18 protein-coding genes are annotated in these 17,145 nt (G+C 69.2%); 8 read left to right on the forward strand and 10 right to left on the reverse strand.

Annotated elements, in window-relative coordinates; genetic code table 11:
* Positions 1 to 147: 147 nt before the first annotated feature.
* The gene (locus ACTWNK_RS38520) at positions 148 to 672 is read right to left on the reverse strand and encodes a hypothetical protein (RefSeq protein WP_474309856.1); all 525 of its coding nucleotides are present in this window, start codon (positions 670 to 672) and stop codon (positions 148 to 150) included.
* Between the two features lie 71 nt (positions 673 to 743).
* Between ACTWNK_RS38520 and ACTWNK_RS38525 the strand changes: the two genes are divergently transcribed.
* A complete protein-coding gene (locus ACTWNK_RS38525; protein ID WP_474309857.1) occupies positions 744 to 2,216 on the forward strand; it encodes an ABC transporter substrate-binding protein in 1,473 nt (490 codons plus the stop codon).
* On the opposite strand, the gene ACTWNK_RS38530 is transcribed toward ACTWNK_RS38525, so the two are convergent.
* The 3 genes from ACTWNK_RS38530 to ACTWNK_RS38540 form a co-directional block, all read right to left on the reverse strand.
* Positions 2,213 to 3,325, reverse strand: a complete 1,113-nt coding sequence (locus tag ACTWNK_RS38530; RefSeq protein WP_474309858.1) for a C40 family peptidase — start codon at positions 3,323 to 3,325, stop codon at positions 2,213 to 2,215. The genes ACTWNK_RS38525 and ACTWNK_RS38530 overlap by 4 nt on opposite strands.
* A 176-nt stretch (positions 3,326 to 3,501) precedes the next feature.
* A complete protein-coding gene (gene greA / locus ACTWNK_RS38535) occupies positions 3,502 to 4,002 on the reverse strand; it encodes a transcription elongation factor GreA (RefSeq protein ID WP_474309859.1) in 501 nt (166 codons plus the stop codon).
* Between the two features lie 97 nt (positions 4,003 to 4,099).
* Positions 4,100 to 4,516, reverse strand: a complete 417-nt coding sequence (locus ACTWNK_RS38540; RefSeq protein WP_474309860.1) for a DUF4307 domain-containing protein — start codon at positions 4,514 to 4,516, stop codon at positions 4,100 to 4,102.
* Positions 4,517 to 4,655: 139 nt separating this feature from the next.
* Here ACTWNK_RS38540 and mca point away from each other — a divergent pair, with 139 nt between their 5' ends.
* From mca to ACTWNK_RS38555, 3 genes are read left to right on the forward strand one after another with little or no spacing between them, the layout of a single operon-like run.
* A complete protein-coding gene (mca, locus tag ACTWNK_RS38545) occupies positions 4,656 to 5,546 on the forward strand; it encodes a mycothiol conjugate amidase Mca (protein ID WP_474309861.1) in 891 nt (296 codons plus the stop codon).
* 31 nt (positions 5,547 to 5,577) lie between these two features.
* Positions 5,578 to 5,733, forward strand: coding sequence for a hypothetical protein (locus ACTWNK_RS38550; RefSeq protein ID WP_474309862.1), 156 nt, complete (start codon positions 5,578 to 5,580; stop codon positions 5,731 to 5,733).
* Positions 5,730 to 6,011 carry a GNAT family N-acetyltransferase gene (locus ACTWNK_RS38555; RefSeq protein ID WP_474309863.1) on the forward strand — a complete coding sequence of 94 codons (282 nt, stop codon included), beginning with the start codon at positions 5,730 to 5,732 and terminating at the stop codon, positions 6,009 to 6,011. The genes ACTWNK_RS38550 and ACTWNK_RS38555 overlap by 4 nt, the downstream gene beginning before the upstream one ends.
* On the opposite strand, the gene ACTWNK_RS38560 is transcribed toward ACTWNK_RS38555, so the two are convergent.
* From ACTWNK_RS38560 to ACTWNK_RS38575, 4 genes are all read right to left on the reverse strand, one after another.
* Entirely contained in the window at positions 5,968 to 7,362 is a 1,395-nt protein-coding gene (locus ACTWNK_RS38560; protein WP_474309864.1) for a sensor histidine kinase, read from the reverse strand. The two genes, ACTWNK_RS38555 and ACTWNK_RS38560, sit on opposite strands and share 44 nt — an antisense overlap.
* Complete coding sequence (locus ACTWNK_RS38565; RefSeq protein WP_474309865.1) at positions 7,359 to 8,036, reverse strand: response regulator transcription factor; 678 nt, start codon at positions 8,034 to 8,036, stop codon at positions 7,359 to 7,361. Before ACTWNK_RS38565 ends, ACTWNK_RS38560 begins: the two co-directional genes overlap by 4 nt.
* A 49-nt stretch (positions 8,037 to 8,085) precedes the next feature.
* Positions 8,086 to 9,243, reverse strand: coding sequence for a hypothetical protein (locus ACTWNK_RS38570; protein ID WP_474309866.1), 1,158 nt, complete (start codon positions 9,241 to 9,243; stop codon positions 8,086 to 8,088).
* 91 nt (positions 9,244 to 9,334) lie between these two features.
* Complete coding sequence (locus ACTWNK_RS38575; RefSeq protein WP_474309867.1) at positions 9,335 to 9,835, reverse strand: cupin domain-containing protein; 501 nt, start codon at positions 9,833 to 9,835, stop codon at positions 9,335 to 9,337.
* Positions 9,836 to 10,303: 468 nt separating this feature from the next.
* Here ACTWNK_RS38575 and ACTWNK_RS38580 point away from each other — a divergent pair, with 468 nt between their 5' ends.
* Complete coding sequence (locus tag ACTWNK_RS38580; RefSeq protein WP_474309868.1) at positions 10,304 to 10,576, forward strand: hypothetical protein; 273 nt, start codon at positions 10,304 to 10,306, stop codon at positions 10,574 to 10,576.
* 12 nt (positions 10,577 to 10,588) lie between these two features.
* Entirely contained in the window at positions 10,589 to 12,565 is a 1,977-nt protein-coding gene (locus ACTWNK_RS38585) for a thioredoxin domain-containing protein (RefSeq protein ID WP_474309869.1), read from the forward strand.
* A gap of 10 nt (positions 12,566 to 12,575) precedes the next feature.
* On the opposite strand, the gene ACTWNK_RS38590 is transcribed toward ACTWNK_RS38585, so the two are convergent.
* Positions 12,576 to 14,681, reverse strand: coding sequence for a transglycosylase domain-containing protein (locus ACTWNK_RS38590; RefSeq protein ID WP_474309870.1), 2,106 nt, complete (start codon positions 14,679 to 14,681; stop codon positions 12,576 to 12,578).
* A gap of 127 nt (positions 14,682 to 14,808) precedes the next feature.
* Positions 14,809 to 15,288 carry an Lrp/AsnC family transcriptional regulator gene (locus ACTWNK_RS38595; RefSeq protein ID WP_474309871.1) on the reverse strand — a complete coding sequence of 160 codons (480 nt, stop codon included), beginning with the start codon at positions 15,286 to 15,288 and terminating at the stop codon, positions 14,809 to 14,811.
* 103 nt (positions 15,289 to 15,391) lie between these two features.
* Between ACTWNK_RS38595 and hppD the strand changes: the two genes are divergently transcribed.
* Together hppD and ACTWNK_RS38605 are read left to right on the forward strand one after the other, a co-directional pair.
* The gene (gene hppD / locus ACTWNK_RS38600; RefSeq protein WP_474309872.1) at positions 15,392 to 16,507 is read left to right on the forward strand and encodes a 4-hydroxyphenylpyruvate dioxygenase; all 1,116 of its coding nucleotides are present in this window, start codon (positions 15,392 to 15,394) and stop codon (positions 16,505 to 16,507) included.
* 45 nt (positions 16,508 to 16,552) lie between these two features.
* Positions 16,553 to 17,098, forward strand: a complete 546-nt coding sequence (locus ACTWNK_RS38605; RefSeq protein WP_474309873.1) for an RDD family protein — start codon at positions 16,553 to 16,555, stop codon at positions 17,096 to 17,098.
* Positions 17,099 to 17,145: the final 47 nt, after the last annotated feature.

A 17,145-nucleotide genomic window follows, 5' to 3' on the forward strand; every position in this document is an offset into this window, starting at 1 on the left:
TTGGCATAGACCTTTGGATTCCCGCAGGCAGTCGGCCCGGTGATTGGAGGAGCACTACCCAGCGGAATCGATTCTAAAAAAGTGGTCCAGTCCTTTGCGAGAGGTCTAAACCAATAACACAAATGGTTTAGTCCAATTTTTTATGCCTCATTGTGGCGCGATGTCCGGTCCGGCTGCGCGCACTCTGTCGACATGCTGGAGCGCGTCGCGAAGTTCGGCCAGCCAGGAGTCGGTGTGCTTGCCCACCAGGCGCACACACCACGCGAGGGCGTCGCTGCGGCTGCGCGCCACTCCCGCCGCCACCAGTGTGTCGAGCACCTGTCGCTCCGACTGTCGCAGTCGTGTCATCACCGGCACCGAAAGAGTGGTGAACATCACCGTCTCGCCGCCCGCGACCGCCCCCCACGAGACCTTCCGCCTGAAGCGCCGCTCGGCCTCGGCCGCGATCTCGATCCGCCGCTCGCGCGTCTCCTCACGGAAGCGCCCGACCATGCCGTCGAGCGTCGCGGCCCGCTCGACGTCGGTCAGCTCGCCCTGCGGCTCGGGCAGCGACCCGAGCACGGTGATCTCCTCCCGATCGAGCACGATCTCGACCGGCCCCGTGAACCACCCCTCGGGAAGCCGCCCGGTGAACCAGGCACGCAGTTGCGCCGTTGCTTCGTCTGTATCCATGTAATCAACATTACATCCCACCTCCTTAATGGCAAGCACCCGCGACCGGCCCTCCCCTAAGGTGATCCACCATGTGGATTCGCCCCCTTGTCGCCGCATTGACCGTCTTGACCACCACGGCCACCCCGGCAACCGCCACCCCTCAGCCGATCAGGATCGCCACCTGCCAGCCATGGCATCTGGCCCCGGGCACCTCCGGCGAGTGCGACGCCCTCTTCGACGCCCTCTACACCGGCCTCGTGGAGTACGACCGCAGGACCGGCGGAACGGTCAACGCCATGGCGGAGTCCATCGTCACCAAGAACAACAGGACCTTCGCCATCACCATCAAGCCCGGCTGGACCTTCCACGACGGCACACCGGTGACCGCGAAGCACTACGTCCAGGCGTGGAAGCGGGTCAAGGCGACGGACGAGTCGGGATCCATCCTCCTCGGCGACGTCTCCGCCCTGCGTGTCACCGGCGCTCGCTCTTTCACCGTCACCCTGACGCGTCCCTCCTCCACCTTCGTCAACCGGCTGGGCAACGTGGCCCTTTCCCCCACTCTGGGCAAGCTCTCCCGAGCGGTCGTCGGAACCGGCCCCTTCAAGCTGGTGCGCTGGCGCAACTACGAGTCGGCCGAGGTCGTCAGGTTCGCCGGATACAAGGGCACCGCCGCGCCCGCGCCCGCCATCACCTTCGTGATGACCACCTCCGACGCGCGAAGCGCCGCCGACTTCGCCTCAGGCGAGGTCGACATCGCCTCCGGGCTGCCCGCACACGCGCGTGGCGCCACGGGCGTGGAGAAACTGCTGACGTCCTCGACGTCCTCCCTGGTCCTTCCGCTCACGATCCCGGAGATCAGCGGCAACGCGACCTTCCGCAAGGCGCTGTCGCGCGGCATCGACCGCGCCGCCGTCGCCAGGAGCATGGCGCAGCACTTCTTCGCCCTGCCCGCCGACTCCATCGCGGCCCCGCCGGTCGCGGGCTCGCGGGCCGGTTCGTGCGGGAGCTCCTGCGTGTACGACCCCGCCGCGGCCAGGCGCCTGCTCGGCGCCTCGGGATTCACGCCGCCCAACCCCTTCCCGATTTTCCACACCCCCGACCCCGACTCCGAGACGTGGGCCAAGGCCTTGGCCGCGAGCCTGAACAAGACTTTCGCCGGCAAGCTCAACGCCGTGCCGCAGAAGGGACCCGAGTGGGTGCCCCTCCTGGACCGCTCGCTCAAGCGGAAGCTGAAGGGCACACACAATGTGAGCTGGCATCCCGATCATCCGCACATCGCGAACATCCTCGGCGTGCAGTTCCGTACCAAGGCCGCCTACAACTACTCGGCCTACAGCAACGCCCGTTTCGATCGGCTGCTCGACGCCGCCGACCGCGCGACGTCGCCGGCCAGGGCCGTCGCCCTCTACCGTCAGGCCGAGCAGGTGCTCATGCGGGACATGCCGGTCATCCCGGTCACCTTCGGCGCGCGGCTCGTCGGGCACAGCAGCCGGGTCGCCGCACCGGCCCTGGCTCCGGGCGGTCACGTCGACCCCATGACCGTCAGGCCGATCGGCTAACGCACCCTCGCCGCCACCGCCGGACTGATCCGCACGGCCCCCGCGTAGTTGGCCGTGCGGAACGGCGAGATCTTGACGACGTCGCCGGTGCGCGGGGCCTGGAGCATCTTCCCGTTGCCGAGATAGATGGCCACGTGCGAGATGTACCCGGGATTGGTGGGATCGTGGCGCCAGAACAGCAGGTCGCCGGGAATGAGCTGGGCCATCGGCACCTGCGGCCCGGCCACCCACTGCTGGTGCGTCACGCGCGGCACCCGGATGCCGGCCTGCCCGAACGCCCACTGCACCAGCCCGGAACAGTCGAACGTGTCCGGCCCCTCGGCCCCCCAGACGTACGGCCTGCCGATCTTGCTCATCGCGGCGGCCAGCATGACCTGGATCTGCTCGCCGGTGACCAGGCTGCCCGTCGACCAGATCTTGCGCGCCTGCGGCTTGGACAGCGTGGGGGTCATGGTGGCGACCTGGGCGCCCTTGGGCAGGGCCGCCAGCAGGGCCTTGCGCAGCTTGGCCGCGTCGCGACCGGGGGCGCTGACGATGAGGGCGTTGTCGCGGGGCAGTCCGAGGATCTTGGCGGTGTCGCGGGAGACGATGGCGTCGATGGCGCCCATCCCGGTGGTGGCGTAGGCGCCGATGCGTAAGGGCCCGGCGTGGCTGTCGACCGTACGGCCGAGGCTGAGGCCGCCGTCGTTGCCCAGGACGAAGGAGACGGCGACGTCGCCCGAGGCCACATTGGCCCACAGGCCGTCGGTGGCGGCGGTCACCTTGGGGGTGTAGGCGCGGAAGGTCGAGGGGTTGACGCCGAGCGTCGGCACCCGTTTGCCGTCCATCGTCACGGTGGCGGCGTCGGCCAGCTCCAGCGCGGAGATGCCCTTGATCTTGGCGACCTTCTCCAGCACCTCGCGCGTCAGCGGCTTGCGGGTGACTGCGAACAGATGGGGTTTGTGCAGTTTGCCGAGCGGCTCGACGGCGGACCCGGCCGTGGGACGGGCCTGCGGTTGCGCCGGCGTGACGACGAGGCTGCTCTCCTCGGGCGCCAGCCGGTGCTGCACCGCGACCGGCGAGGAGCTCTGCTCGAGCTCGCCGAGCAGCAGCACGTCGGTGACCAGCACGGCGGCCAGCGTGCCCGCGATGAGCGGGATGAGCCTGCGATGGTCACGCGGCGGCCTGTACGGCTTCTGCTGCCGGTGCGGGCCGCGGACGAGAAACGCCAGATCCTGCCCGATCCCGGACGCGCCGAACTGATCCGCCGGGCTCCCGTCTGCCCGGCGGACCTTCTCAGCGGGTGTCAGTTGCCGATGTACGGCACGGCCTCAAGAATCTCGACCGTGTTCTGACGGCCGTTGGGCATGGCATAGGTCGCCTTCTCGCCGATCTTCTTACCGTTGATCGCCGCGCCGAGAGGGGACCGGGGAGAGTACACGTCGATCGGGGCGCCGCTCTCCTCGCGCGAGGCCAGCAGGAAGGTGACTTCGTCCTCGTCGCCGACGAAGCGGATCGTCACCGTCATACCGGGGCCCACGACTCCCTCTGCCTTGGGAGCCTCGCCGACCTTCGCGTTCTCGATGATCTGGTGGAGGTGGAAGATGCGGGCCTCCATCTTGCCCTGCTCGTCCTTGGCGGCGTGGTAGCCGCCGTTCTCCTTCAGGTCACCCTCTTCGCGCGCGGCTTCGATCTTCTTGGCGATGTCGACGCGACCGGGACCCGAGAGATGCTCATACTCCGCCTTCAGGCGGTCGTACGCCTCCTGGGTCAGCCAGGTGACGTTCTCATCGCGAGAGTCGGCCACGGGTTCTCCTTGCATCCTTGGGGGCCCTGAGTCTTGGGGAAAGCGAATCTCGACAGGCTAACAAGTCAGCCCGGCGAGCGCTTCCCCAAATGTCTCACTATACGAGATTGCAGTACTGGATGTGGACTGAAGTGGCCTGGGCACTGGTGTCCAGACTCCTCTTGAGACGGTTAATACCCTCACCAGCAGGAATCCTTACCTCCAAGCTGCCGACTTCTACATGGTTCACGTCGGTCGCCCGGAGGCGGCACAGGGCCACCCTGTCAGCATCTTTGACGATCTCGAAAGTGATCTCGGCCTCCGTGGGGCTGGAGGCGTCGAACGCGACCACCTGGTTGTACACCTCGGCGTCGCCCGTGGCGGTCCACATGATCCAGCCCCAGCCGCCTGCGATGATCGCCACCAAGGCCCCGATCACGACATGCACGACGAAGCGACCGCGCTGCTCAGGGCGGTCCGGGTAGTCGTCGGGTGTGCCGAGAACCGGACCGTTCCCGACATCTCTGGTGGCCATGACGGAATCTCCCTGCACTCCCTCGGCGTTATCCGAGACAATTGTCGCCCGTGGGGGTCTCGCCCTCGCGACCGCCTAAGAGAAACTAACCTCTCTAGGTGAGTGAACCTGTCCCGTTGCCTGAGGAGACATCGAGCCCGTGAGTGCACAGCTGCGGCTGATGGCCGTCCACGCCCATCCCGACGACGAGTCGAGCAAGGGCGCCGCCACGATGGCGCGCTACGTGAACGAGGGCGTCGACGTGCTGGTCTGTACTCTCACAGGCGGCGAACGCGGCTCCGTGCTCAACCCCAAGATGGACCGCCCCGAGATCGTCGAGAACATCGGCGAGGTGCGGCGGCTGGAGATGGAGCGCGCACGCGAGATCCTCGGCGTGAGCCAGCGTTTCCTCGGTTTCGTCGACTCGGGCCTGCCCGAGAACGAGGAGGAGGAGCTGCCCGAAGGCTGCTTCGCCCTGCAGCCTTTGGAGATCGCCTCGGCGCCGCTGGTGGCGGCCGTGCGCGAGTTCAGGCCGCATGTGATCATCACGTACGACGACGACGGCGGCTACCCGCACCCCGACCACATCATGACCAACCGCGTCTCGGTCGAGGCCTTCGAGGCGGCGGGCGACCCCGACCGCTACCCGGGCACCGGCGACCCGTGGCAGCCGCTCAAGCTCTACTACCAGATGGGCTTCACCAAGGAGCGCTTCGAGGCGCTGCACGAGGCGATGACCGAGCGCGGCATGGGCTCGCCCTACGCCGACTGGATCTCGCGCTGGGAGGACCGCCCCGAGAAGTGGCCGGTCACCACGAAGATCCCCTGCGGCGAGTACTTCGAGACCCGCGACCTCGCCCTCATCGCGCACGCCACCCAGGTCGACCCGGACGGCTTCTGGTTCGTCTGCCCGCGTGAGCTGCAGGAGGAGGTCTGGCCGACCGAGGACTACCACCTGGCGCGCTCGCTGGTCGACACCACGCTGCCGGAGGCCGACCTGTTCACCGGCATCCACGCCGACGAGCCGGCCGCCGCGCCCGCCTGCCACTAGGGGCACGGGCAGGCGCGGCTAAGGTAGAAGGGTGACCATCTTTGCTACAGGCGACGTGAGCCCGGGAGTCCTCGGGTTCCTCGTCGTCGCCGCGCTGGGCTTCGCACTGTTCTTCCTCGTCAAGTCGATGAACAAGCAGATCGCCAAGATCGAGGTGCCGCACGAGGCCGACTGGGACAAGAAGTGATCGAGATCGTCGACAACCGGGAGGCGAGCCGGTTCGACCTCCTCGTCGACGGCGAACTCGCCGGCTTCGCCGAGTACAAACTGCGGGCGGAGAAGATCTACTTCACCCACACCGAGGTCGGCTCGGCCTACGAGGGGCAGGGGCTGGCGGGCAAGCTCGTCACCCACGCGCTCGACGCGAGCCGTGACGCCGGTCTCAAGGTCGTCCCGCTCTGCCCCTATGTGGCGAAGTTCATCAGCCGTCATCCCGCCTATGCCGATCTGGTGACGGAAGCCTGACGGTGAAGCACGCCCCCTCGCCCGGGGGTGACGTAGCGGTGGCCGTGCCGCCGTGCGCTTCGGCGACCGCCGCGACGATGGCCAGGCCGAGCCCGGCGCCGCCGTGGTCGCGTGAGCGCGAGGACTCCACGCGGTAGAACCTCTCGAAGACCCGCAGGCACTGCGCCTGCGTCAGGCCCGGCCCCGCGTCCGCCACCTCGATGACCCCGCCCGCCAGCACCCGCACGGTCGCGGGCGTGCCCTCGGGCGTGTGCCTGCGCACGTTGGCCAGCAGGTTGTCCAGCACCTGCCGCAGCCGTACGGCGTCGCCCTGGACCACCACGTCGGCCACCTGCAGCGACAGCGGCCTGCCCGGCTCGACGGCATGGGCGGCGGCGACGGCCTCGGTGGCGAGCACGCCCAGGTTGACCGGCTCGCGCTCCAGCGGGCGGCCCTGGTCGAGCCTGGCCAGCAGCAGCAACTCGTCGACGAGCACGCCCATCCTGGTGGCTTCGGACTCGATCCTGCTCATGGTCGCGGCCAGGTCGTCCGGCCTGACCGCGGCGCCGCGCCGGAACAGCTCGGCGTAGCCCCTGATGGCGGCGACCGGGGTACGCAGCTCGTGCGAGGCGTCGGCGACGAAGCGCCGCAGCCTGGACTCCGAGGCCTCGCGTTCGCGGAAGGCCGCCTCGATCTGGCCCAGCATGGAGTTCAGCGCCAGACCGAGCCTGCCCGCCTCGCTCCTGTCGTCGGCGGGCTCGACCCGCCTGGCCAGGTCGCCCTCGCCGATCGCCTTGGCGGCCACCGCGATGCGCTCCAGGGGGCGTACGGCTCGCACGATCATCCGGTAGGCGAGCAGGGCCAGGACGACGAGCACCACCATGATGATCAGCATCTGCACGCCGGTGAGCCGCCCGGCCAGGTCGTCGCCGTCCCTGCCCGCGGCGCCCCCGAGCAGCAGCAGCCGCCCGTCAGGCAGCCGCGAGGTGCGCACCAGCAGGTCAGGGCCGATGCCGAGTTCCTCGCCTTCGAAGTAGAGCGGCAGGTCGGGTGGCGGATCGGGGATCGGCGGCCGCTCCTCGCGCAGCAGGCCGAGCCCGGCGACGGACGCGGCGGACTGGGTGATCGTCCCGTCGGCCTCGCGGATCTGCAGGAACGACAGCGAGGCGATCGCGGTACGCACGACGGGGAGCGGCAGCCTGCCGTCCGGGCCGATCTCCGCGGTCAGCGTCGCCGCCATCGCCTCCAGCTCGCGGGAGTCGCGCGACTCGGCGACCCGGTCGGTCAGCCGCCACGTCGTCAGCGGAACGGCGACCATACCGGCCGCTAGCAGGGCGACCACGATGAGGACCAGCCTGGTCCGCAGGCTCATCGCGGCATCCGCAGCACGTAGCCGATCCTCGGCACGGTATGGATGAGCTGCGGCCCCTCGTGGTCGACCTTGCGCCGCAGGTAGCTGACGTAGGTCTGCACGACGCCGTCGCTGCCGCCGAAGTCGTAGTCCCACACGTGGTCGAGTATCTGCTGCTTGCTGAGCACTCTCCCGGCGTTGACCAGCAGGTAGTGCAGCAGCCTGAACTCCGTCGGCGTGAGCTCCACCAGCGTGCCACCCCGCCGTACCTCGTAGGCCTCCTCGTCGATGGTGAGGTCGGCGAACACCAGCCGGGGGCGGTCCGACGGCCGGGTACGGCGCAGCACGACGCGGATCCTGGCGATCAGCTCCTCCAGGCTGAACGGCTTGGTCACGTAGTCGTCGCCGCCGGACGTCAGGCCGGTGATCTTGTCTTCGGTGGCGTCCTTGGCGGTGAGAAAGACGACAGGCGTCTGTACGGCCTGCCGCCGAAGCCGTCCGCACACCTCCATGCCAGACATGTCGGGCAGCATGATGTCGAGCACGACGAGGTCGGGGGCGAAGTCGGCGACACGGGCGAGCGCGTCGGCGCCCGTGCCCGCCGTCGTCACCTCGAACCCCTCGTAACGCAGGGCCATGGCGACCAGGTCGGCCAGGTTCGCCTCGTCGTCGACGACCAGAATGCGGGCTTTCACGCCTCCCAGTCTCGGCGAACGACCTTAGAGAACGCAGAGAGCCGGGCGCTCAGTCGTCGTCCTCACGCGTCCAGGCCACCTCCAGCGCCTTGGGCAGGCCCCACCAGCCCAGCGGCGTGAGCACCTCGCTGCCGTCGACGATGCCGAGGTACTTCCACAGCGGCGTCACCGACAGGAAGAGCATCTCGGTGGCCCGCAGGTCGTCGGGGTCGTCGAGTTCGACGTCGATGTCGTCGGACTCGGCGATGAACCTGGCGATGCGCTCGGGCGAGGCCAGCACACCCGGCCCGCGCCTGGCCAGCTCGGCGACCGCGGCCAGCCAGTCCACGTAGTCGATCGTGGACAGCGAGGCCAGGATCTGGTCCTCCTCGTCCAGGTCGCCTTCGAGATCGGTGAAACGCTCGACGGTGTCGTCGGACTCGGGCAGGTCGGAGATCGGCCCCGCGATGCCCGCCGCCACGCGCAGCCACAGCTCCTCGTCGTCCTCGACCGGCTCGGCCTCCTCCAGGTCGGCGCAGGCCCGCAGGACGTTGCCCGGATAGCCGGGCGCCGCCAGCAACTCGCGCAGCGCCGCCGCGGCCGAGGCCAGGGCGGCGTCGGGGCGTGGCGGCGGCGAAGGCAGCTCCGAGACGATGCGGCGCAGCTCGCCGAGTGCGAACGCCTCCTCCTCTTCCCTGGCGAACAGCTCGGCGTCCTGCTCATCGGCCACGGCCTCGACCCTGGTCCTGCCGTCGGGCAGGCGCTCCTGGAGCCATTCGATCTGGCGTCGCTCGTAGTCGAGCCTGGCCTCCTCCTCACCCCTGGCCAGGGCGTCGGGGTCGATCTCGCCGTCCTCGACCAGGGTCTCCAGGTGGTGGACGAGCTGGTCGTAGAGGTCGTCGCTCTCCGGGCCGCGTTCGTCCTCCTCCGGCCAGAAGAACATCAGGCTCGGGAGCAGCTCGATCGGGTGCGTGCCCGTGGCTTCGAGCCACCGCCCGACGTCGCCGAACGTGGCCGCGCCCGACTCGATCGTGCTGAGCGTGCGCCTGGCGAAGTCCCAGAACGGCAGGCTCAGCGGGTTGCCGGCGGCCAGCATCGCCCGCTTGAGGTCGGGCAGCGCCACCAGGGCCGTGCCCGAAGGCACGTCCAGCAGCGCCCTGGCCACGTCCCTGCGGGTCAGGGCCTTGGCGGGGCGGCCGGCATGGGCACAGACGAAGTCGAGATCCACGCTCGCTGAGCCTACGCCTGTGACGCCCTCACCACACCTGTCACCGCGGCCTTGCCCGTCGGCGTCGCGGGTGACCAGGCGTCGCTGGTGATCAGGCGTTGTTGATCCCGGAGTCGTGGATCCTGGAGTCGTGGATCCTGGAGAACAGCTCGTGCAGGTCCACGATGGACGGCGCTCGCGGCTCGTCGGCCTCGGTGCCCGGTCTGGGCAGGCGCTCCAGCATCCTGGTCCCGACGATCCGCGAGCCGAACACCGCGTGCAGCCGTACCAGCCCGCCCGAGACGTTCCTGAAGCCGTGCGGGGTGCCCGGCGGTACGAAGATCACCGCGCCCGGCCCGACCAGCCGCCGCTCCTCGCCCAGCACCGCCTCGGCCTCGCCCTCGTCGACGATCAGCACCTCCTCGGCCGTGTGCTCGTGCAGCGGGATGCCCTCCCCGTCGGCCAGCTCTTCGAAGTTGAGCACCAGCTCCTTCACGTACCGCCCGTCGGCCCGCACCGGATCGACGACGGGCCAGAGCCTGGAACGCGGCTTGTAGTTGTCCGGATCCCCGTCCGGAAAGGGAAGGAACACACCCCTGTCGATGATCGTCATACCCCGACTCTCGCGCACCGCCCGCCCGCCGTGAAGCAGGCACTTCCCCCTGCTCAGGGCACCGCCCGATAACCATGCAGGTGAGCCTTGTCCCCGTCTGGGAGCGACCGGCCCGGGGCGAGACGTGCCGATGCCGCGATGGCCGTGCGAGTAGGCCCGATCACGTCCTAGCCTGAAGGCTAGGAAAGGCGGTGTCGATGAGCGCGCAGCCCGTTCACCCTGAGCACCCACGAGTGCCGCGGACCATCGGCGGGATCTCCGGCGCGCTGCGGGGAGCACGCCGGGCGCAGTTCTTCGCCGAGCTGCTCGAAGCCCACCAGGGGCCGGAGCTTGACAGTGTGCTGACGGCCTGGTGGGGCCGGGCGATGCTGGATGCCGACCCGGACCGTGATCGAATCCGCGCGGCGGCCGAGGCGGGAACCCTCACGACGTCCAGCATGGCGGAGATCGCCCGCCGGCGCGGGGGCTGTGAGCGACAGCGAGGACGACCTGTGGCCGGTCGTTCCGTCCGAGACCGTGTCCGAGACGCTGGCCGATCCGGCGGTCTCGGCTGAGGTGCTCTCCGCTGTGGTCACGCTCACCGTGGCGATCTGTGAAGATCCATGGCTTCCGCAGAGCGACCAAGTGGGCGTGGACCCCGACTGGCGCGAAGTCCTGATCGCCCATGGCTTCGGTCTCGCCGAGTACTACGTCAACCGTCAGGAGCGTCGGGTGCTTCTCACCCGGATCATCCTGTTCTGACAGGATGAGGCAATGAACCGGCTCGGGGGCGAGACGTCTCCCTACCTGCTGCAGCATGCCGACAATCCTGTGGACTGGTGGCCTTGGGGTGAGGAGGCGATGCGGGAGGCCAGGCGGCGGGATGTGCCGTTGCTGATCAGTGTGGGGTACTCAGCCTGTCACTGGTGTCATGTGATGGCGCACGAGTCGTTCGAGGATCTCGCGACCGCGCAGCTGATGAACGCGCACTTCGTCAACGTCAAGGTGGACCGCGAGGAGCGGCCGGACGTGGACGCGGTGTACATGAGCGCGACGCAGGCCATGACCCAGCACGGCGGCTGGCCGATGACGGTGTTCGCGACGCCCGAAGGCCACCCTTTCTACTGCGGCACGTACTTCCCGCGCCCGGCCTTCCAGCGCCTGCTGACCGGCGTGCACAACGCGTGGACGGGCGACAGGCAGGCGGTCCTCACGCAGGGCTCCCAGGTCGTCGAGGCGCTCACCCAGGGCAGCACGCTGCCGTCCGGACCGCTGCCCACGGCCGAGACGCTGGAGCGCGCCGTGGCCGATCTGGGCCGCGCCTTCGACCCGGTGCGCGGCGGCTTCGGCGGCGCGCCCAAGTTCCCCCCGTCGATGGTGCTGGAGTTCCTGCTCAGGTACGGCCCGGCCGACGAGGCGGCGGCAATGGCCGCGAGCACCCTGGAGGCCATGGCCAGGGGCGGCATCTACGACCAGCTCGGCGGCGGCTTCGCCCGCTACAGCGTGGACGCCGAGTGGGTCGTGCCGCACTTCGAGAAGATGCTCTACGACAACGCCCTGCTGCTGCGCGTCTACACGCACTGGTGGCGTTCGACCGGCTCCCCGCTGGCCCGCCGGATCGCCGAGGAGAGCGCCGACTGGCTGCTGCGCGAGATGCGCACGCCGGAGGGCGGCTTCGCCTCCGCGCTCGACGCCGACAGCGAGGGCGAGGAGGGCAGGTTCTACGTCTGGACGCCCGAGCAGCTGGCCGAGGTGCTCGGCGCCGATGACGGGGCCTGGGCGAGCGCCTGCTACGAGGTGACGGGCACGTTCGAGCACGGCGCCTCGGTGCTGCAACTGCTCCAGGACCCCGACGACCCCGACCGCCTCGCCTCCGTGCGCGCCCGCCTGCTGGCCGCGCGCGAGCACAGGGTACGGCCGGGCCGCGACGACAAGGTGGTCGCGGCGTGGAACGGCCTGGCGATCGCGGCCCTGGCCGAGGCCGGACTCGCCTTCGAACGTGACGACCTGGTCGAGGCGGCCGTCGAGGCGGCCGAGCTGCTACGGCGCGTGCACGTCGTCGACGGACGCCTGGTGCGCACCTCCAGGGACGGCCTGATCGGCTCGGGAAACGCCGGTGTCCTGGAGGACTACGCCGACGTGGCCGAAGGCCTGATCGCCCTGTACGGCGTGACGGGCGACACACGCTGGTTCGACCTGGCCGGAGTGCTGCTCGACGCCGTGCTGGACAGGTTCGGCGACGGGCGCGGCGGGTTCTACGACACGGCCGACGACGCCGAGCGGCTCTTCCAGCGTCCGCAGGACCCCACCGACAACGCCACGCCTTCGGGGCAGTTCGCCGCGGCCGGGGCGCTGCTGGCCTATGCGGCGCTGACCGGGTCGGCGCGGCACCGGAGCGCGGCCGAGGAGGCGCTCGGCACGGTCTCGGTGCTGGCCGCCCAGCATGCCAGGTTCGCCGGGTGGGGCCTGGCGGTGGCGAAGGCGGCGCTCGGCGGGCCGGTCGAGGTGGCCGTCGTGGGCGCGCTCGACGACCCGCGTACCCGCATGTTGCAGCGGGCCGCGCTGCTCGCCGACGTGCCCGGCCTGGTCGTGGCGGTGGGCGAGCCGCCTTCGGGCGAGGGGACGGTCGTGCCCCTGCTGGAGGGGCGCGGGCTGGTCGGCGGCGAACCGGCGGCCTACGTCTGCCGGGGCTTCAGCTGCCGCATGCCGGTCACGACCGTCCGCGAGTTGCGCGCCGAACTGGCCCGCTGAGCGCGCCGGGTCAGCCCTGGCCTTCTCCGCGGCCCGCGGGCTCGGAGTTGGCCGTGGGCGGGGTGATCGGCGGGTCTCCGTCGTCCGGCCCCTCACCCTGACCGTCGCCGTCGCCCTCGCCCTCTCCCCCGGGGTCGGTGGTGGGCGGGTCGGTGGGCTCGGTGGTGCCGGGGTCGGTCGGGTCGGGGACGACCGTGATCTCCTCGTCCGGCTCCTGGGTCTGCTGCTCGTCGGGGGTGCCCTGCTGGTCCTGGCCCGAGTCGTAGGTGGAGGAGCCGTAGCCGTAGTCGGAGGGCTCGGGGAACTCCACGACCGGCTTGCCGGTCATCGCCTCGGACATGAACGCCCGCCAGATCTGCGCGGGAAGCGACCCGCCGTACAGCTCGCCGTAGCCGGGGACCGAGACGGTCTTGTTGTCGTCGCGGAACATGTTGACCGCGGTGGACAGCTGCGGGGTGTACCCGGCGAACCAGACCGAGCTGGAGGCGTCGGAGGTGCCGGTCTTGCCCGCGACGGGCCGGTCGTAGAGCCTGGCGGCGGTGCCGGTGCCGTACTTGACGACCTGCTCCATGGCGTAGGTGGTGTCGGCGGCTGCCTGCTTGCTCACCACCTGGGTGGAGGTGGGCTTGATGACGGTCTTCTTGCCCGCCGGGTCGGTCACCGACCTGATGACGTGCGCCTCCTCGTGCACACCGGCGTTGGCGAAGCTGCCGAAGCCGGAGGCGTTCTGCACGGCGCTGATGGAGGCGACGCCGAGCGGGAGGGTCGCGGCCTGGGCGTGCGGGGTGAGCTGGTCCTTGGGGATGCCGGCGGCTTCGGCGATCTTGACGACTTTGTCGAGGCCGACCTTCTGGCCGAGGTCGACGAAGGCGGTGTTGACCGAGCTCTGGGTGGCGCGCACCAGGTTGACCATGCCGAACGACCTGCCGCCCGAGTTGGGGATGCGGGCCGAGGCGATGCGCATGGGCGAGTTGCCGTTGACCCTGGTCGACAGCGACATGCCGTTGTCCAGGGCGGCGGCGAGCGTGTAGGGCTTGAACGTCGAGCCGGCCTGGACCTTGGCCGAGAAGGCGTTGTCGTACTGGTTGGAGGCGTCACGGCCGCCGTAGAAGGCGACGACCTCGCCGGTGGCCGGGTCGACGGCGGCCAGGCCCGCGCGGACCTTCTTGGAGGTGCCTTCGGGAAGGACGGCGGTCACGGCGCGCTGGGCGGCGGCCATGAGGTTCTTGTCGAAGGTCGAGACGATCTTGAGTCCGCCGCCGTTGATGTCCTCGTCGGTGTAGCCGCGCTGGTGCAGCTCGGCCCTGACCTGGTCGAGCATGTACTGGCCCTGGCCCTTGAGGGTGAAGGTGGCCTTCGGCTTGCCGAGCGTGGGGAACTTCTCCTTGGCCGCCTGCTCGGGGGTCAGCGCCTTGGTCTCGACCATGGCGTCGATGACCGACTGCCACCTGGCCTTGGCCGCGTCGAGGTCGGCGCCCTTGGGCTCGGCGAACCTGCTGGGCTGCTGGATCACCGCCGACAGGTAGGCGCCCTGCGAGACGGTGAGCGCGTCGACGTCCCTGTTGAAGTACGCCTGGGCCGCCGCCTGCACGCCGTTGGCGCCCCGGCCGAAGTAGATGGTGTTGAGGTACTGCTCAAGGACCCAGTCCTTGGACTTGGACTGGTCGACCTTGATGGAGATCAGGATCTCCTTGAACTTGCGGACGACCGAGCGCTCCTGGCTGAGGCCGCTGTAGTAGTTGCGGACCATCTGCTGGGTGATGGTGGAGCCGCCCTGCAGCTGCTGGCCGGTCACCGTCGACCAGACCGCGCGCACGGTGCCCTTGAAGGAGACGCCGCTGTCGTCGTAGAAGCTGCGGTTCTCGGCGGCGATGACGGCGTCGCGCACGTGCTCGGGCACCTTGTCGAGCGACACGTTGCGCCGGTTGACCCCCTGTTTGGCCAGAACGGTCTTACCATCGCGGTAGTAGATCACCGAGCCCTGCGCGGTGGCCTGTTTCTGCGTGCTGTCGGGAATGGGAGTCATGGCCCAGGCGATGCCGAGAAGCCCGACCATGGCGACGATGCCCACGCCGAACGTGATGAGCACCACCCGGAGAATCCGTCGCTTCCGCACCTTCTTCTCCCCACCGCTTTGCACGCGCATCCCCCGATCGCAAGCCGCAGCAAACCCCCGTCAGCTGGGCGAACGTCAAGGGTAACCCTTGCGTAACGGTGCTCGGGCCCGCACTCGGATAGTACGTCTAACGCGTGGCCCTGCGCGGAACATCGCCCACCAAGGGCAGAACCCGGTATGGGACAGGCGTATCCAGTGCGATGACCGATGAAGTGCGCATGATGCCGTGTACCGCCACGATTCTGTCGATGACCCGCTGCAGATCGGCATTGCTCCTGGCGACCACGCGGCAGAGCAGGTCGCCGCCTCCGGTGATGGTGTGCACCTCCAGGACCTCGGGGATGCGCGCGAGCTGGTCGACGACCGGATCGTGCCCGGTGACCTGCCGGATCTCCAGCGTGACGAAGGCCGTGACGTCGTAGCCGAGCGCGGCGGGTGAGACGTCGGGCCCGTACCCGGTGATCACCCCGCGTTCGGCCATGCGGTCGAGTCTGGCCTGCACGGTCCCCCTGGCGACGCCGAGCCGCCGCGAGCACTCCAGGACGCCGAGACGGGGTTCGCGGGCCAGCAGCGCGATGAGCGAGGCGTCCAGCTGATCAATCGTCATGATGTGCAGATCTCCCGGTACTACCGCCGAATTACTAGACAGATTGTTCACCTATTTTTGCAACTCTTGCACAACTCGTCCATGGGAAACGAGAGTGGGCCCCATGAGCGAGCGAGACGTATTCCCTGTCAACGGTATGGACGCCGTGGTCTTCGCGGTGGGCAACGCCAAGCAGGCGGCCCACTACTACTCGACGGCCTTCGGCATGAAGCTGGTCGCGTACAAGGGTCCGGAGAACGGCAGCAGGGACGAGGTCGGCTATGTGCTGACCTCCGGCTCCGCCCGTTTCGTCCTACGCGCCTCCGTGCGTCCGGGCACCGACCTGGCCAGGCATGTCGCCGATCACGGTGACGGCGTGGTCGACCTGGCCATCGAGGTGCCCGACGTCGACGCGGCCTACGCCCAGGCCCTGTCGGCGGGCGCCCAGGGTCTTGAGGAGCCGTACTCCATCGAGGACGACCACGGCAAGGTGCGCCTGGCGGCCATCGCCACCTACGGCGAGACGCGGCACACGCTGGTGGACAGGTCCAACTACAGCGGGCCCTACCTGCCCGGCTATGCGGCGGCCGACCCGCTCGTGGCGCCGCCCGAGACCAAGAACCGCCGCGTGTTCCAGGCCGTCGACCACTGCGTGGGCAACGTCGAGCTCGGCAAGATGGACGAGTGGGTGGAGTTCTACCGCAGGGTGATGGGCTTCACGAACATGGCCGAGTTCGTCGGCGACGACATCGCGACGGAGTACTCCGCGCTGATGTCCAAGGTCGTGGCCGACGGCACCCGCAAGGTGAAGTTCCCGCTCAACGAGCCGGCGATCTCCAAGAAGAAGTCGCAGATCGACGAGTACCTGGAGTTCTACGGCGGCCCCGGCGTGCAGCACATCGCGCTGGCCACCAACGACATCCTGACCACGGTCGACCACATGCGCGAGGCGGGCGTGCGCTTCCTCGACACCCCCGACTCCTACTACGACGACCCCGAGCTGCGCGCGCGCATCGGCGAGGTGCGCGCCCCGATCGAGGAGCTCAAGAAGCGCAAGATCCTCGTGGACCGCGACGAGGACGGCTACCTGCTGCAGATCTTCACCAAGCCGGTTCAGGACCGCCCGACGGTCTTCTTCGAGCTCATCGAGCGGCACGGCTCGCTCGGCTTCGGCAAGGGCAACTTCAAGGCGCTGTTCGAGGCCATCGAGCGCGAGCAGGAGCTGCGCGGCAATCTTTAACGATTGCTGGCTTTGTCCCCGGTGCGTGGTGGTGATCACCCTTCCATGGGAACACCACCGCCACCGCCCGACGCCACACCGCCGGAGTGGACACCGCCGCCCGCCTCACCCCCGCCACCGCCGTACGGCATGCAGGGCCCGCCGCTCTCCGGCGGTCTGCCCGCGCTCGCCGGGCGGTGGCGTCGTCTGTTCGCGGGCATCCTGGACGGCATCATCGTGGGCATCATCTCCGCGCCGTTCTCCTGGACGTCCTATCGATGGGTGTACGACTCCAACAGGGACCTCTGGGAGCAGATCCCGTACCAGCACTTCTTCCTGGCGGGCGTCGTCGGCTTCCTGTACTACTGGCTGCTGCACGCCTACTGGAACGGGCAGACGCTGGGCAAGAAGCTGTTCAAGATGCGTGTCGTCGACCAGAGCGGGGCCAAGGTCGGCGTGGCGCAGGCGGCCATCAGGCAGCTGGTCGAGGTCGTGTTCGGCTGGCTGTGCTGCGTCGGCTCGCTGATCAACCTCGGCTGGATCCTGTTCGACCCGCGTAAGCAGGCGCTGCACGACAAGGCGGCCAAGACGCTCGTGGTCGACGCTCCTTAGGGTCGCGCACGGCCCTACCTCACCGATCTACGTCCTCACCTGGCGTA

It is taken from the genome of Nonomuraea sp. IBHARD001 (assembly GCF_056106265.1).

Coding starts and splice junctions, on each gene's coding strand:
- ACTWNK_RS38595 (WP_474309871.1), bottom strand. CDS start 15,288: ATGACGATTGATCAGCTGGACGCCTCGCTCATCGCGCTGCTGGCCCGC.
- ACTWNK_RS38540 (WP_474309860.1), bottom strand. CDS start 4,516: ATGGCCACCAGAGATGTCGGGAACGGTCCGGTTCTCGGCACACCCGAC.
- ACTWNK_RS38575 (WP_474309867.1), bottom strand. CDS start 9,835: ATGACGATCATCGACAGGGGTGTGTTCCTTCCCTTTCCGGACGGGGAT.
- ACTWNK_RS38520 (WP_474309856.1), bottom strand. CDS start 672: ATGGATACAGACGAAGCAACGGCGCAACTGCGTGCCTGGTTCACCGGG.
- ACTWNK_RS38560 (WP_474309864.1), bottom strand. CDS start 7,362: ATGAGCCTGCGGACCAGGCTGGTCCTCATCGTGGTCGCCCTGCTAGCG.
- hppD (WP_474309872.1), top strand. CDS start 15,392: ATGAGCGAGCGAGACGTATTCCCTGTCAACGGTATGGACGCCGTGGTC.
- ACTWNK_RS38525 (WP_474309857.1), top strand. CDS start 744: ATGTGGATTCGCCCCCTTGTCGCCGCATTGACCGTCTTGACCACCACG.
- ACTWNK_RS38605 (WP_474309873.1), top strand. CDS start 16,553: ATGGGAACACCACCGCCACCGCCCGACGCCACACCGCCGGAGTGGACA.
- ACTWNK_RS38585 (WP_474309869.1), top strand. CDS start 10,589: ATGAACCGGCTCGGGGGCGAGACGTCTCCCTACCTGCTGCAGCATGCC.